The 12,820-nt window shown below is 64.0% G+C and carries 16 protein-coding genes; 5 read left to right on the top strand and 11 right to left on the bottom strand.

Annotated elements, in window-relative coordinates:
• Positions 1-232 precede the first annotated feature (232 nt).
• Positions 233-538 carry a nitroreductase family protein gene (locus tag IC66_RS42965; RefSeq protein WP_244429076.1) on the bottom strand — a complete coding sequence of 102 codons (306 nt, stop codon included), beginning with the start codon at positions 536-538 and terminating at the stop codon, positions 233-235.
• 73 nt (positions 539-611) lie between these two features.
• On the opposite strand from IC66_RS42965, the gene IC66_RS0102720 reads away from it, so the two are divergent.
• Positions 612-1,574, top strand: coding sequence for an alpha/beta hydrolase (locus tag IC66_RS0102720; RefSeq protein ID WP_038946583.1), 963 nt, complete (start codon positions 612-614; stop codon positions 1,572-1,574).
• A gap of 16 nt (positions 1,575-1,590) precedes the next feature.
• On the opposite strand, the gene IC66_RS0102715 is transcribed toward IC66_RS0102720, so the two are convergent.
• The gene (locus IC66_RS0102715) at positions 1,591-1,962 is read right to left on the bottom strand and encodes a nuclear transport factor 2 family protein (protein WP_028144931.1); all 372 of its coding nucleotides are present in this window, start codon (positions 1,960-1,962) and stop codon (positions 1,591-1,593) included.
• Positions 1,963-2,049: 87 nt separating this feature from the next.
• Here IC66_RS0102715 and IC66_RS0102710 point away from each other — a divergent pair, with 87 nt between their 5' ends.
• Positions 2,050-2,613, top strand: a complete 564-nt coding sequence (locus IC66_RS0102710; protein WP_038946582.1) for a TetR/AcrR family transcriptional regulator — start codon at positions 2,050-2,052, stop codon at positions 2,611-2,613.
• An 18-nt stretch (positions 2,614-2,631) separates the two neighbouring features.
• On the opposite strand, the gene IC66_RS0102705 is transcribed toward IC66_RS0102710, so the two are convergent.
• On the bottom strand, positions 2,632-3,096 hold the full coding sequence (locus tag IC66_RS0102705; protein WP_038946581.1) for a cupin domain-containing protein: 465 nt from the start codon (positions 3,094-3,096) through the stop codon (positions 2,632-2,634).
• 199 nt (positions 3,097-3,295) lie between these two features.
• Between IC66_RS0102705 and IC66_RS0102700 the strand changes: the two genes are divergently transcribed.
• Positions 3,296-3,544 (top strand): hypothetical protein, encoded by a 249-nt coding sequence (locus tag IC66_RS0102700; RefSeq protein ID WP_049806443.1) that lies wholly within the window; start codon positions 3,296-3,298, stop codon positions 3,542-3,544.
• Positions 3,545-3,691: 147 nt separating this feature from the next.
• Here the strand turns inward: IC66_RS0102700 and IC66_RS0102690 are convergent, their stop codons facing one another.
• Positions 3,692-4,567 carry an MBL fold metallo-hydrolase gene (locus IC66_RS0102690; RefSeq protein ID WP_038946579.1) on the bottom strand — a complete coding sequence of 292 codons (876 nt, stop codon included), beginning with the start codon at positions 4,565-4,567 and terminating at the stop codon, positions 3,692-3,694.
• A 147-nt stretch (positions 4,568-4,714) separates the two neighbouring features.
• On the opposite strand from IC66_RS0102690, the gene IC66_RS0102685 reads away from it, so the two are divergent.
• The gene (locus IC66_RS0102685; RefSeq protein WP_038946578.1) at positions 4,715-5,710 is read left to right on the top strand and encodes a glycerophosphodiester phosphodiesterase family protein; all 996 of its coding nucleotides are present in this window, start codon (positions 4,715-4,717) and stop codon (positions 5,708-5,710) included.
• Here the strand turns inward: IC66_RS0102685 and IC66_RS0102680 are convergent.
• A complete protein-coding gene (locus tag IC66_RS0102680; protein WP_028144936.1) occupies positions 5,707-7,329 on the bottom strand; it encodes an ABC-F family ATP-binding cassette domain-containing protein in 1,623 nt (540 codons plus the stop codon). The genes IC66_RS0102685 and IC66_RS0102680 overlap by 4 nt on opposite strands.
• 234 nt (positions 7,330-7,563) lie before the next feature.
• Complete coding sequence (locus tag IC66_RS0102675) at positions 7,564-7,830, bottom strand: hypothetical protein (protein ID WP_028144937.1); 267 nt, start codon at positions 7,828-7,830, stop codon at positions 7,564-7,566.
• A gap of 352 nt (positions 7,831-8,182) precedes the next feature.
• Between IC66_RS0102675 and IC66_RS0102670 the strand changes: the two genes are divergently transcribed.
• Positions 8,183-8,599, top strand: coding sequence for an SRPBCC family protein (locus tag IC66_RS0102670; RefSeq protein ID WP_038946577.1), 417 nt, complete (start codon positions 8,183-8,185; stop codon positions 8,597-8,599).
• Between the two features lie 326 nt (positions 8,600-8,925).
• On the opposite strand, the gene IC66_RS0102665 is transcribed toward IC66_RS0102670, so the two are convergent.
• The 5 genes from IC66_RS0102665 to IC66_RS0102645 all read right to left on the bottom strand — a co-directional run bounded on the left by IC66_RS0102665 (position 8,926) and on the right by IC66_RS0102645 (position 12,803).
• On the bottom strand, positions 8,926-9,885 hold the full coding sequence (locus IC66_RS0102665) for an ABC transporter substrate-binding protein (RefSeq protein WP_038946576.1): 960 nt from the start codon (positions 9,883-9,885) through the stop codon (positions 8,926-8,928).
• Positions 9,886-10,083: 198 nt separating this feature from the next.
• Positions 10,084-10,788, bottom strand: coding sequence for a hypothetical protein (locus IC66_RS0102660; protein WP_038946575.1), 705 nt, complete (start codon positions 10,786-10,788; stop codon positions 10,084-10,086).
• Between the two features lie 257 nt (positions 10,789-11,045).
• Positions 11,046-11,195 (bottom strand): hypothetical protein, encoded by a 150-nt coding sequence (locus IC66_RS47520; protein ID WP_007591825.1) that lies wholly within the window; start codon positions 11,193-11,195, stop codon positions 11,046-11,048.
• Between the two features lie 70 nt (positions 11,196-11,265).
• Complete coding sequence (locus IC66_RS0102650) at positions 11,266-12,087, bottom strand: tetratricopeptide repeat protein (protein WP_038946574.1); 822 nt, start codon at positions 12,085-12,087, stop codon at positions 11,266-11,268.
• Between the two features lie 32 nt (positions 12,088-12,119).
• Positions 12,120-12,803 carry a substrate-binding domain-containing protein gene (locus IC66_RS0102645; RefSeq protein WP_028144942.1) on the bottom strand — a complete coding sequence of 228 codons (684 nt, stop codon included), beginning with the start codon at positions 12,801-12,803 and terminating at the stop codon, positions 12,120-12,122.
• Positions 12,804-12,820 lie beyond the last annotated feature (17 nt).

Genomic DNA, 12,820 nt, shown 5'->3' with positions numbered 1-12,820 from the left:
GCCAGCAACAAACCTATCACGAGGCTTATTGTTCCTCCCGCATTTTCGAGATTGCAAGAGCCTGCGAACGACTCCGCACCAAAAAAATTTTGCGAGAGAATAATCTCCTCTTCATCGTCCTAATCGGCAAAACCCACGTAGCGCACGAACTCTTCGTTATGCTCGCGGTCCGAGCGAACGGCGTTTGCGGCAAAGTCGTCGTCGGGATAGCCCATCGCGACGCAGGTCATGATCACCTCGTCCTCCGGAATTTTCGCGACCTCGCGCACGATGTCGGAGCGCAGGTGGCCCCGCCGATCATCTCGTCCATGTTGCGGCGGCGGACCTCCTCGAGCGGGCTGCCGGTAAGCACATGAACATGCCAGGGCTGGGTGTTCATCGACGACGGCGCACGCTTGGCGCTCTCGATGATCGCCTCGATCACCGTGCGCGGCACCGGCCCGTTCCTGAAGCCGCGCACGCTCCGGCGCGACTGGACCAGCGTTTCGAATTCCACCTCGTGGACCTCCCTGCCCTTCATCCATCGGCGTGACGACACGGCCGGTTGCCGATGCGGCGCGCAGAATCTATGCTCACTCGCAAGCAAGACCAAGAACCCTGGAGGAGCTGCCATGGCCGCGCCACTCGATCCCGTCATCGCCCAGATCATTCCGCTCATGCCGATGCGCGATCCCACGGTCATGACGCCACAGAGCGCCCGCGATTCCTTGCGCGCACTGGCTGCCTCGCGCGCCGCCATCCCGCCGCCGCCCGTCGACAGCGTCGAGGATATCAAGGTGAAAGGCGGCGCCGGCCCGCTTCCTGCACGCGTCTATCGGATCGGCAGCACGCCCGCGCCAACCGTGGTGTTCTTCCACGGTGGCGGCTGGGTCGCGGGCGACCTCGAGACCCATGACCGGCAGGCGCGCAACCTTGCGATCGAGACCGGCGCCGTCGTCATCTCCGTCGACTATCGCCGCCCGCCGGAGACTCGCTTTCCGGGCGCGTTCGAGGACGCCTTCGCCGCCGTGAGTGATATCTTCGACCGCGTCGCGGAATTTGGCGGCGAGGCAAAACGCCTCGGCGTTGCCGGCGACAGCGCCGGCGGCAATCTCGCCGCGACCACTGCGATCGCCTGCCGCGATGCTGGCATCAAGCTCGCCGCACAATTGCTGGTCTACCCCGTGACCGACGTCCTCGGCGCTTACGCCGACGCGCGCGAGAACGCGCGCTATCCTTCGCGCGCCGAGAATGCCGAGGGCTACTTTCTGACGCGTGCCACGATGGAATGGTTTTGCGGCCATTATCTCGCCGATGCCAACCACGCCCTTGACTGGCGCGTCTCGCCGCTGCGGGCCGCCTCACTTGCGGGCCTCGCACCCGCGGTCGTGACCACCGCCTGGTTCGATCCCCTGCGCGACGAGGGCGCTGCCTATGCGCGGGCGCTGGAGGCCGCCGGCGTGCGGGTCAAGCATCACGAGGGCCCGGGCCTGATCCACGGCTATTTTGGCATGGGCGACGCCTCGGACGTCGCGCGTGCCGAGGCGCAGCGCGCGCGAGCCGACTTCAAGGCCCTGCTCGCGCGCGGCGTTTGAGCCCGTCGGCCAGCCATCAGGACGTGGCAGCCGGCAGCTCGAAGAAGCCGGTCGCCTGAACCAGGCGGCCATCTGCACCAAAGCGCCCAAAACTCTCGCCCTTGACGAAGACGCGGCCGGTGCCGTCGTACATGGTCCAGCGGAAAAGCGCCTGCTCGTGGTGTTCGAGGAAGCTGTCGTTCCTGAAGCAGGCGCCCGGAAATTTTAGCTGCGTCTGCCCGATGCGGGCCATCAAGGCTTCCCGCCCCGCCACCTGCGAGCCCGGATCTGTGTAGACGCAATCCGCGGCCACGCTCTGTTCGAGCAGCCGACGCCGCTCGCTTTCCCCAACGGGCCCCCATGCGGCCTGATAGGCGTTCCACGTCTTTAGTCGCGCTTCGTCGTTCATCTCGCAACACCCTCTTGGTTCGCCGGATTATGACAAGTTGACAATTATCGAAATTTTGTCAAGATGCGAACGATTGATGGGGAGACCATGGTTCAATCCCGCGCCTCGAAAGAACAGCTTGCCGTCGCGGCCGCGACCGAGGTCTTTTCGCGCTACGGCTATGCCCGCACGACGATGGGCGACATCGCCTCTGAGGCGGGGATATCGCGACCCGCGCTCTACCTGCTCTTCCCCGACAAGGACGCGGTGTTCGCGGCAGTCATCCGGGGAATGGACGAGCAGAAGCATCGCGAGATCAGGGCCGCGATCGCCCGCCTCGACGGGCTTCACGCCAAGCTGCTCCACGCCTGCAAATCCTGGGGATGCCATGGCTTCGACCTGGTCGAGGCGCATCCGGATTCGGCCGATCTCTTCGACCTCCGCTTCCCCGCAGTCAGACAGGTCTATGACAATTTCCAGTCCCTGGTCGTCGAGCTCATCGGAGATCAGGTGCGGTCTGCAAGGGGAGCAGACGAGCCCGAAGTTTTGGCGCGCTGCCTCGTGTTCGGCATGCGCGGACTGCGGGAAACGGCCAGGAGCGGCAAGGAGATGCGGCGCCTGATCGCCGTTCAGGTCGCCATGCTCGTCAGAAGCATCGGCGGCACGACGTGAGCCGTGCCGAACCGCCTATCACGCGCTCCGCGCCCGCTGCGCCGCCGTGTGTCCCCAGGTTTCGTCCCAGTCCTGACCGGCGGCGTCGACCACGCGGCCGTCGGCTTCGAAGAACTTGTTCGGCACCTGGAAGATCGCCAGGATCAGGGCCCCGTCCGGGCACCAGGCGGCATGCCGGCTGCCTGCCTCGCGCCAGATGAATTCGCCGGCCTTGCAGGCGATGCCCCTGGCCGGCCCCTCCTTGTCGACGAGCGTGCCTTCGATGACCCAGCTCTGCTCGATGCCGACATGCTCGTGATCGGGCAGCACCGATCCCGGCGCAAACCGCATCAAGGCGGTCATCAGGCCGGTGCGGCGATCGAACAGCAGCGTCTTCGCCTCGCAGCCGGGAAAGCGCGTCGTCTGCCAATCCATGTCTTGAGGCCGAACCAGATGCGAATGCTGATCGGCGGCTTCCTGGCGTTTCGGGATCACGGCGTCCATCACGATGCTCCGTCCGGCTAAGCTGGCCAAGCCTAGCAGCATTGCCCGCCGTGGTCAGCGAGCAGTGCAACAGGAAGCGAGCCTGGCCGACTCCGCTTGGAAAAAATCGCCAGCCGGACCGGCAGGCCCTCATCCAGCTTGATTGCGCCACGATTCCCGGTTCCAATCTCGCCGCCATTTCTGGCTGACGGAGACACCCATGATGAAGCGGATTTTCCTGGCTGCGATCGTTGCCACCTTTGCAGCGGGCTCGGCCTTCGCGCAAGAAACCTGCGAGAGCAAGGCGGTCGGCAAGGACGGTAAGCCGCTGGCCGGCGCCGCCAAGACCTCGTTCATGAAGAAGTGCAAAGCCGACGCCTGCGCGCCCAAGGCCGTCAGCGCCGACGGCAAGCCCCTCGCCGGCGCCGCCAAGAACAGTTTTATGAAGAAGTGCGAAGTCGGCGCGTAAGGCGCTTTGCATTCGCTGCTGGTTAGCGAGCAATCGCTCCACGAACTCCGTCATGCCCGGGCTTGTCCCGGGCATCCACGTTCTTCGTGGCGCTTGAAAGTTCGTGGATGGCCGGGACAAGCCCGGCCATGACGATGCGGAGACACTTCATTCCCGCTTGAACTTGTAATCAAACGCATCGCCCAGCGGCCTGATCAGCCCCACCGTCGGCGCCGGGAAATGAACCGGCAAGATCAGCGTGTCCGTGTCCGCCACGGAGGCGAAGAATTTTCGCCGCGAGAGCGCCGACTGCTTCGGGTCCCAATCCGGCTTCGCCGACCAGTCCGGCTCGCGGCACTGGATCTGGTGATGCATGAGGTCGCCCGCGACCACCGCGCGCTGGCCCTTCGAAAAAATGTTCACGCAGCAATGACAGGGCGAATGCCCCGGCGTCGGCGTCAGCGTGATGGTGTCGTCGAGCGCGTAACCATCGTCGACCAGCAGCGCCTGCCCGGCCTCGACGATCGGCAGGCAATTGTCGCGAAACACCGTACCGGGCGGATTGCAGCCCTTGGCGTTCTCCGCCTCCCAGGCCGCATACTCACCCCTGTGAAAGACGTATTTCGCGTTCGGAAACGTCGGCACCCAGCGTCCGTCGCGCAACGTCGTGTTCCAGCCGGTGTGATCGATATGCAGATGCGTGCAGAACACGTAGTCGATCTGCTCGAAAGAGATGCCGAGCGCGAACAGCTCGTTGCGCCAACGCTCCTTGCCGGGAAAATCGAACGGCGGCGGATGGCCCTTGTCCTCGCCGGTGCAGGTGTCGGCCAGAATGGTGTAGCGCGGCGTACGCACCACAAAGGTCTGATAGGTGATCACCATCATGCCGCGCGCGGCGTCAAAGACCTCCGGCTCCATCGTCGGCAGATGATGGGCAAACACGCCCTCATCATAGGCCGGGAAGAAATCCTGCGGCCGCCGCCACGGCCCCTCCCGCTCGATCACGGCGTCGATGGTGATGTCGCCGATCCGGAGTTGCTTCATCGCCGTTTCACTCCCCTTTTTTGCAGGAGCGTAGCGACTGGCATGGGGCCGTTCAAGCGGTGCGATGCGGACAGCGCCCCTGCGAAACGATCGCCGCAAATCAACCTCAAATACCACTGAGGGTGATCGCGGAATTGGGAATCATCTGTGGGCTGGAAACTCAAATTCGCGACGACAGCCATCATCGCCGTCGCGGCAGGCGTCTACATCAACAACACCAGCCTTCTGGCGCCGCATCAGGGCGGCAAGCCGGTGCTGCTTGCCCATCGCGGCATGGCGCAACGCTTCGATGAGCGCGATGTGAAGAACGACACCTGCACCGCCGCGCGGATGTTGCCGCCGACCCACGATTATCTCGATAACACCATTCCATCGATGCGCGCCGGTTTTGACGCCGGCGCCGACGTGGTCGAGATCGACGTGCATCCGACGACCGACGGCGAATTCGCCGTGTTCCACGACTGGACGCTCGACTGCCGTACCGACGGCCACGGCGTCACGCGCGAGCAGAGCATGGCGAAGCTGAAAATGCTCGATATCGGCTACGGCTACACCGCCGACGGCGGCAAGACCTTCCCCTTCCGCGGCAAGGGGATTGGAATGATGCCGACATTGTCCGAGGTGTTGGCCACCTTCCCTGACAAGAAACTCCTCATCAACGTGAAGAGCCGAGACCCGAACGAAGGCGAGACACTTGCCGGCGTGCTGAATGCGCTGCCGGCCGAGCGGCGCCGCGCGGTCATGGTTTATGGCGGCGACGAGCCCATCGAGGCGATCCGTCGCCTCACCCCCGACGTACGCACGATCTCGCGTGCGGCGATCCGGAGCTGCCTGATCCGTTATATCGGCTATGGCTGGACCGGCCTGGTCCCGGCGGCCTGCCGCAACGCGATGGTGCTGGTGCCGATCAACGCCGCACCCTGGCTATGGGGCTGGCCCGATCGCTTCCTCGCACGCATGAACGGCGTCAACAGCGCGGTGTTCGTGCTCGGTCCCTACAGCGGCGGAGAGTTCTCCACCGGCATCGATACGCCGGAAGCGTTCGCGCAGTTGCCGCAAGACTATTCCGGCGGCATCTGGACCAACGAGATCGAGGCCATCGCCAAGATTGCGGGCAAGGTTGCGGGAAAGAGCAGAGATTAGCTCCGCAACCCCGGCGCCTCCTGCCCGGTGCGCGCGACATATTCCGTGTAGCCGCCGCCGAACTGATGGATGCCTTCCGGCGTCAGCTCCAGCACCCGGTTCGACAACGTCGCCAGAAAATGCCGGTCATGCGAGACGAACAGCATGGTGCCCTCGAAATCCGAAAGCGCCGTGATCAGCATCTCCTTGGTGGCGAGGTCGAGGTGGTTGGTCGGCTCGTCCAGCACCAGGAAGTTCGGTGGGTCGAACAGCATCTTGGCCATCACCAGCCGCGCCTTCTCGCCGCCCGAGAGCACGCGGCAGCGCTTCTCGACATCGTCGCCGGAGAAGCCGAAGCAGCCGGCGAGCGCGCGCAAGGAGCCCTGCCCCGCGGTCGGAAACGCGTATTCGAGCGACTGAAACACCGTCTGCTCGCCGTCGAGCAGGTCCATCGCGTGCTGGGCGAAATAGCCCATCTTGACGCTGCCGCCGACCGCCACCGTGCCCTGGTCCGGCTCGCTCGCGCCCGCGACGAGCTTGAGCAGCGTCGACTTGCCGGCGCCGTTGACGCCCATCACGCACCAGCGCTCCCTGCGCCGGATCATGAAATCGAGCCCGTCATAGATCCGCTTGGCTCCGTAGCCCTTGTGCACGTTCTTGAGCGCCACGACGTCCTCGCCCGAGCGCGGTGCCGGCGGAAAGTCGAACGCCACGCTCTGGCGGCGGCGCGGCGGCTCGACCCGCTCGATCTTGTCGAGCTTCTTCACCCGGCTCTGCACCTGAGCGGCATGAGAGGCGCGCGCCTTGAAGCGCTCGATGAACTTGATCTCCTTGGCGAGCATGGCCTGCTGGCGCTCGAACTGCGCCTGCTGCTGCTTCTCGTTCTGCGCCCGCTGCTGCTCGTAGAATTCGTAATCGCCGGTATAGGTGGTGAGCGAGCCGCTATCGATCTCGATCACCTTGGAGATCACGCGGTTGATGAACTCGCGGTCATGCGAGGTCATCAGCAGCGTGCCTTCGTAGTCGTGCAGGAATTTTTCCAGCCAGATCAGGCTTTCGAGATCGAGATGGTTGCTCGGCTCGTCGAGCAGCATGACGTCGGGGCGCATCAAAAGAATACGCGCCAGCGCCACGCGCATCTTCCAGCCGCCGGAGAGTTTTCCGACGTCGCCGTCCATCATCTCCTGACTGAAGCCGAGGCCGGACAGCGCTTCGCGCGCGCGGCCGTCGAGCGCATAGCCGTCGAGCTCCTCGAAACGGTGCTGCACCTCGCCGTAGCGGGTGATGATCTCGTCCATCTGGTCGGCTTTGTCAGGGTCGGCCATGGCGGCCTCGAGCTCGCGCAGCTCGGCCGCGACCTCGCTGACGGGACCGGCCCCGTCCATCACCTCGGCCACGGCACTGCGGCCAGACATCTCGCCGACGTCCTGGTTGAAATAGCCGATGGTGATGCCGCGATCGGTCGAAACCTGTCCCTCGTCGGGCAGTTCCTCACCGGCGATCATCCGGAACAGCGTGGTCTTGCCGGCACCGTTCGGCCCGACGAGGCCGATCTTCTCGCCCTTGTTGAGGGCGGCGGAGGCTTCAATGAACAGGATCTGGTGGCCGGCTTGCTTGCTGACGTTGTCGAGGCGGATCATGAGTATCTTTTGGGGGATTTTTGCGTTGCAGCGTCTTAGGCCATGCGGGCCCCCAGGGGAAGCCCGGCGGGGTACGGATCCGCCCTGCCGGGTGCCAATTCCGTCCTTTGACCCCGCAGCCTGGGGCCCATAAACCTCGACCGTCCGCATCATTGCCATCTCCTCTGAGTTTGGAGGCGACATGATCGGCTCGCCGCGCCGAAATTGGTTGCGGGCTGGATGCGACCTCGAACGTCACTCGGCCGATTTGTCTTGCTTGTGGCGGAAGGGATCGGCGCTGTCATCGTGACCGCTGCGGCTGCTGAAGAACATCAGCGCCATCAGTCCGCATCCGATCAGCAAGGAGAAAAATGTGCCAAGGCCTAGCGCGATCCAGCCGTGCTTGCCGATCTCGACCCCGCTGCTGGCATTCCATACCGAAACGGCCCAGACCCCGGTCAAGATCAGGATCATTGCCAAAACGGCGAGCAGGAGGATCTGGCCCTTGCTGATGCGTTCCATGGTCACGCCTCCTGACTGCTTCCCGGACCAACAAGCTGCGCTAGAGGCCGTTCCTCGACGCGTCGAGAGCAACTTCCGCCTCGGGCATCGGCGTCATGATCTTTGCCTCGGCGCCGATACCGAACTCGCCACAGATAGTGCCCGTGAATTTGATCGCGGTCGATAGCGGATGGCCCAGAGGCGTTTTGATGACACCCTTTCGTTTTTTTACACATGAACGGCGTGACCATGTCGGCATCGGCCAGTCTCGATCGTCCTCGGGTGGACACTTCCCGGAAGTGCCCTGTATGGACCCGCGACGTGAAGTGATGTCGTCGCCTCGAACCGTCAAAGTGAACCTGGAGCAATGCCCATGAGAATTACCGTCGAGACCAACGTAGCAGCCCCCGTCGATCAGGTCTGGCGTGCCTATACGACGCCTGCCGATATCGTGAAGTGGAACGCAGCGTCCGACGACTGGCATACGACCAGGGCTACGGTCGACCTGCGTGATGGCGGCGCGTTCTCGTCGCGCATGGAGGCCAAGGACGGCAGCATGGGTTTCGACTTCGCCGGCACTTACACGAAGATCGTTAACCACAAGCGGATCGAATACGCGTTCGGCGATCGAAAGGCCGAAGTTGAATTCGTGCCCGGCCCAAAAGGAGTTGTCGTCCGCGTCGTCTTCGATAGCGAACCGACGCACTCCGTCGAGCAACAGCAAGGCGGTTGGCAGGCGATCCTCGATAGCTTCGCGCGATATGTGGAGGCAAGACAGAATAAGTCGTGACGTGGTGGGCAGGAGATGGAGATCCTGACAGGCGTGGTCGGATTTCCGCGGAGTACCTGACGGAAATGAAATAGTCCCCTTGGGGTCGCTTGCTGACATCCGACAGGCGGCGACCGAGGTCAGCCACGGGGTCACAAGCGGACATTCGGCACGCTTCCCAATCGCTCGAAAACGGGGTCATATGGCGCCCGGGGACACTTGGCTTATTGGCGCCAGGTGTCCGCTTCCACGGGAAGGCTGCGCGTGAAGGAACTCGCTGGAAAGACTGCGTTCGTGACCGGTGCAGCGTCGGGCATTGGATTCATGCATCGCAGCAAATCCCATCTCTATTCGATCACCTCATCGGCACGAACGAGTAACGAGGGCGGCACAGTGAGGTCGAGCGCTTTCGCCGTTTTCATGTTGATGACTAGCTCGAACTTGGTCGGCTGCTCTACCGGCAGATCGGCAGGCTTGGTGCCCTTGAGGATCTTATCGACGTAGCCGCCTGCACGGCGGAATAGATCGGCTATATCGGGGCCGTAGACGACCAATCCGCCATCGGCGAATTGTCGGAAGAAGTAAATCGCGGGCAAATGGTACTCCGCCGCGAGCCCGACAACTCGCGGGGCTTGGCGAATGGTCAGAATGTCGCCAAAAACGATCATTGCATCGGCGCGCTGGGCAGCTGCTGAAGCAAAGGCGGTGTCGAGTTCCTCGGTCTTAGTCGCCTCGACTATAGACAGAGCGACCCCGCGCTTTCGGGCTGTGCTTGGTACCTCCTCAGCTAACAGCAGCCTGTGCATTGGGTTGTCGCGATTGACTAAGAGCGCAATTTTTGCGGCATGGGGTATCAGTTCGCGGAGGATTTCGATTTGTTTTCCAAACCAATCTCCCGGAACCCACGAGGTAAGACCGGTCATGTTGCCGCCTGGGCGCGAGAGGCTTTGAACCAGGCCAAGTCCAACAGGATCGGCAACAACCACGAAGACAATCGGAATGGTGGCCGATTTCAGGGCGGAGGCTGCTTGCGGCCCGGCGGCAACTATCAGATCGGGAGCTAGGGCTACCAACTCCGCAGCAAAGGTTTGCAAGCGATCCGAGGCGTCTGCATAATTGCGATATTCGATGAGCAGGTTCTTGCCCTCGATCCAACCCCTTTCACGTAAGCCAGTGCGCCACGCTTCGCGAGCTATCGGATCTAAGAAACCGAAGAAACCGATACGGCGAGGCATTCCTTGCGCCCCCAACCGTCGTGGCGAAACGACCAGCGCCGCAGCAGTCGCCATGAACTCCCGCCGCTTCATTCGATCCTCATCGCAGCTGGGGGGACAGGTGCAGAGTATCAGGTGTCAATGGTCGTCGCACTTGCTGCGAATGCAACTGCCGCGTCGCAAATGCGGCGAGATGGCGCATGCCCGCTTCGGGTCACTAGCTGACATCGCCGCGCCGACGCGTCGAGGGCCGCTTCACCTCAGCAACCGGACATCCGCCCGGCAAACGTCCTAAGCCCTTCTCATCAACCTCAGCGAAGCCGCCAGCCGCAAGCTGCGCTTGCCGGCAAGCGCGATGCCTTCGAGCTCGCCGCTGTCCTCGTTGCAGGTCCCAGAGAAGCCGATCCCGACCTCATAGCCGCCGAACACGGGGTTCTCGCCTTTGGCCGGCGTGTGCTCCTGGTTGAGCATCTCGCCCTTCCAGCGGCCGTCCGCCGAGGAATAGGAGCCGAGATAGTAGAAGAACGCATCGCCGCCGAGGATGCGGCCGTCGATCAGCAGCATGACGCCGGAGAGACCCGCTTCGACACCGTCGAGCGCGCGCAGACCCATCCCGTAGAGCCCGTTGGCGATGCCGCCCTGCCCGATCGTGCCGCGTGGCGGCAGCGCCCCGTCGTCGAGCCGCGTCAGGTTGGCCCAGAAACCGGCGCCCGGCATGGTATCCGCGCCGCCGGCAAGACGAATCTGGTTGCCGTGCAGCCGGCCGCGTGCGCCGATCCTGGCGACGTCGGCGCCCATCAGCGGCTTGTAATGGGGATCCTCGTTATGTCGCTCGGTGATCACCTCGGCGATGATCTCGCCATCACGCTCGACATAGGTGCCGAGATGCGCGAAGGCCGAATTACCGCCCAGCATCTTGCCGTCGTGCAGGCACATGATGCTGCGCCCGAACGCATCGTTGACGCCGTATTCAACCTTGTAGAGCCCGTCCAGCAACGCAATGAACCCGCAAAATCGGAAAAGAATCGTGGGCTACCTAGCACTGCTGCCCCAGTCAGGCCATCCGGCTTTTTCGCGCAGGGCCCTTGCGGGGCGCCTCCCCGCCACGATGCCATCATGCTCCTGTTTTGCCCGACGGGTCAAAGCGGATTTCGCAAAATCCGTCGCGCGTAATTCCGCTGCGATTTCAAGGCCCCGCCTACTGTGCATGGGGTTGTTTTCGACATTTTTGTTCCGGCGGACGGCGTCCCGCTTCAGTGACGCTTGAAATACTGCACCTCGCGCTCGTGCTTCTCGGCGGCCGCGCGACTCCGGAAGGTCCCGAGGTTACGACGCTTGCCGGTCTTCGGATTCACCTTGCGTGAATAGAGGCGGTATTCGCCCGACGCCAGTTTACGGATCATGATCGCGCTCCGTTGTGTCTTGAGATCAACGGCGTCCACGCGATTGAGGTTCCGTCGCGTGCGGCTCTGCTCAGAAACACAGCGTGGTGACGAGCTTGCCCTGCTTGTCCTTGATCGCATAGGGGCAGCGCAGCCGCTCCAGCGCCTTCTTGGCGTCCTCGTCGCCGAGCGCGGCGGCGCGCTCGTAATAGGTCTTCGCGGCGTCCTTGTCCTTTGCGCCGCCGCGGCCTTCCTGTGCGAAGGCCCCCATCCGCTCCAGCGCGCCGGGATGATTTTGCGCCGCCGCTTTCTCGAACAGCGCTCGCGCCGCGACGTCGTCCTTCGCACCGCCCGTGCCTTCGGAAAGCATCAGGCCGAGCTGGTACTGCGCCTCCGCATTGGTCTCGGCAGCCTTGCCGAGCAGCGCGCGCGCCTGCGCGGGATCGGCCGGCGCGGCGCCCCCTGCGCCGCCGAGCGCAGCGAGGTTGCTGACGCCGCGGGGGTTGCCTGATTGCGCCGCCTTCTCGAACAGTTTTCGCGCCTGCGCCTCGTCCTTGGCGATGCCGGAGCCGGTGCCATAGGCAACACCGAGCTCGACCATCGCCGCGCTCGATCCCTTGTCGGCGGCCTTGCGCCAGGCAGCGATCGCCTCCGCCGTCTGCCGGTTGGCCGCGTAAGCGCGGCCGAGTGCGAACATCGCGCGGCGCGAGGACGGCGCGGCCTGCTTGCAGAACCTGATCGCCGTCGCGACGTCGGAAGACGCGATCTCCGCGACGCCCTTCACGTCAGCCGGCTTGTCGGGATCGCTGGGATCGGCCGCGACCCGGTCGCACAACACCAGATCGGCCGATTGCGCGCGCGCCGCCAACGGCGCGGCAAGCACGAGGACGATGGCAAGGAGACAAGTCCGCATGGTCGTCACGTTGCGTCCCCGCCCCGGCAAATTCAAGGCTCGAGTCCCGATTGGCGCAGGACGGGTACGACCTCGGGCGATGCCAGATAGCGCAGCAGACGGTCCGCGGCGTCGGCGTGCTTCGCCCCTGCCATGCGGCCGGCGGAGAACACCGCCGGTGTCTGCAGCTCGTGCGGGATCGGTCCCACCACCTCGATGCCGCCGACCTGCTTCAGCTCGCTGATCTGCTGCACGGCGAGGTCGGCCTCGCCGCTGACGAGACGCTCGGCTGTAAAGCCCTGCTCGACGATGGTCGCCTTTGCGTTGATCTCGGCTGCGATCCCCATCCGCACGATCAGCTGGGCGAAGTAGACGCCGCTCGCGCCCAGCCGCGAATAGGCGATGGACCGCGCTGCGAGCAGCGTCCTGCGCAGCGCCGCTTCGCTTCCGATATCGGGATGCGCCTGCCCTGCCCGCACGGCAATGCCGACATAGGAGCGCGCCAGATCGGCGGCGCTCTCTGAGAGCACGCGGCCCTCCGCGATCATCTCGTCCAGCCCCTCGCGCGTGAGGATCACGAGATCGGCGGCCTCGCCGTCGCGCAGGCGCTTCAGCAGAGCGAGGGTCGGCGCGAAGTCGGCGTCGATGCGGACGCCGGTTGCGGCTTCGTACGCGGACGACAGGCTGCGCATCGCACCCATCAGGCCGAGCGTCGAAAGCATGCGAAGGATTTCCATGAGCGATTTCCGTCGCG

This window comes from Bradyrhizobium genomosp. III, from assembly GCF_000261705.1.
Lineage (GTDB): Bacteria > Pseudomonadota > Alphaproteobacteria > Rhizobiales > Xanthobacteraceae > Bradyrhizobium > Bradyrhizobium ottawaense.
The sequence above is the reverse complement of the archived record's forward strand: the minus strand, read 5'-3'. Positions and strand labels throughout refer to the sequence as shown.

Bases quoted from the DNA above. Each gene is read 5' to 3' on its own strand.
- IC66_RS0102720 (WP_038946583.1), top strand. From the start codon at position 612: ATGGCCGCGCCACTCGATCCCGTCATCGCCCAGATCATTCCGCTCATG.
- IC66_RS0102715 (WP_028144931.1), bottom strand. From the start codon at position 1,962: ATGAACGACGAAGCGCGACTAAAGACGTGGAACGCCTATCAGGCCGCA.
- IC66_RS0102710 (WP_038946582.1), top strand. From the start codon at position 2,050: ATGGTTCAATCCCGCGCCTCGAAAGAACAGCTTGCCGTCGCGGCCGCG.
- IC66_RS0102705 (WP_038946581.1), bottom strand. From the start codon at position 3,096: ATGGACGCCGTGATCCCGAAACGCCAGGAAGCCGCCGATCAGCATTCG.
- IC66_RS0102700 (WP_049806443.1), top strand. From the start codon at position 3,296: ATGATGAAGCGGATTTTCCTGGCTGCGATCGTTGCCACCTTTGCAGCG.
- IC66_RS0102690 (WP_038946579.1), bottom strand. From the start codon at position 4,567: ATGAAGCAACTCCGGATCGGCGACATCACCATCGACGCCGTGATCGAG.
- IC66_RS0102680 (WP_028144936.1), bottom strand. From the start codon at position 7,329: ATGATCCGCCTCGACAACGTCAGCAAGCAAGCCGGCCACCAGATCCTG.
- IC66_RS0102675 (WP_028144937.1), bottom strand. From the start codon at position 7,830: ATGGAACGCATCAGCAAGGGCCAGATCCTCCTGCTCGCCGTTTTGGCA.
- IC66_RS0102670 (WP_038946577.1), top strand. From the start codon at position 8,183: ATGAGAATTACCGTCGAGACCAACGTAGCAGCCCCCGTCGATCAGGTC.
- IC66_RS0102665 (WP_038946576.1), bottom strand. From the start codon at position 9,885: ATGAAGCGGCGGGAGTTCATGGCGACTGCTGCGGCGCTGGTCGTTTCG.
- IC66_RS47520 (WP_007591825.1), bottom strand. From the start codon at position 11,195: ATGATCCGTAAACTGGCGTCGGGCGAATACCGCCTCTATTCACGCAAG.
- IC66_RS0102650 (WP_038946574.1), bottom strand. From the start codon at position 12,087: ATGCGGACTTGTCTCCTTGCCATCGTCCTCGTGCTTGCCGCGCCGTTG.
- IC66_RS0102645 (WP_028144942.1), bottom strand. From the start codon at position 12,803: ATGGAAATCCTTCGCATGCTTTCGACGCTCGGCCTGATGGGTGCGATG.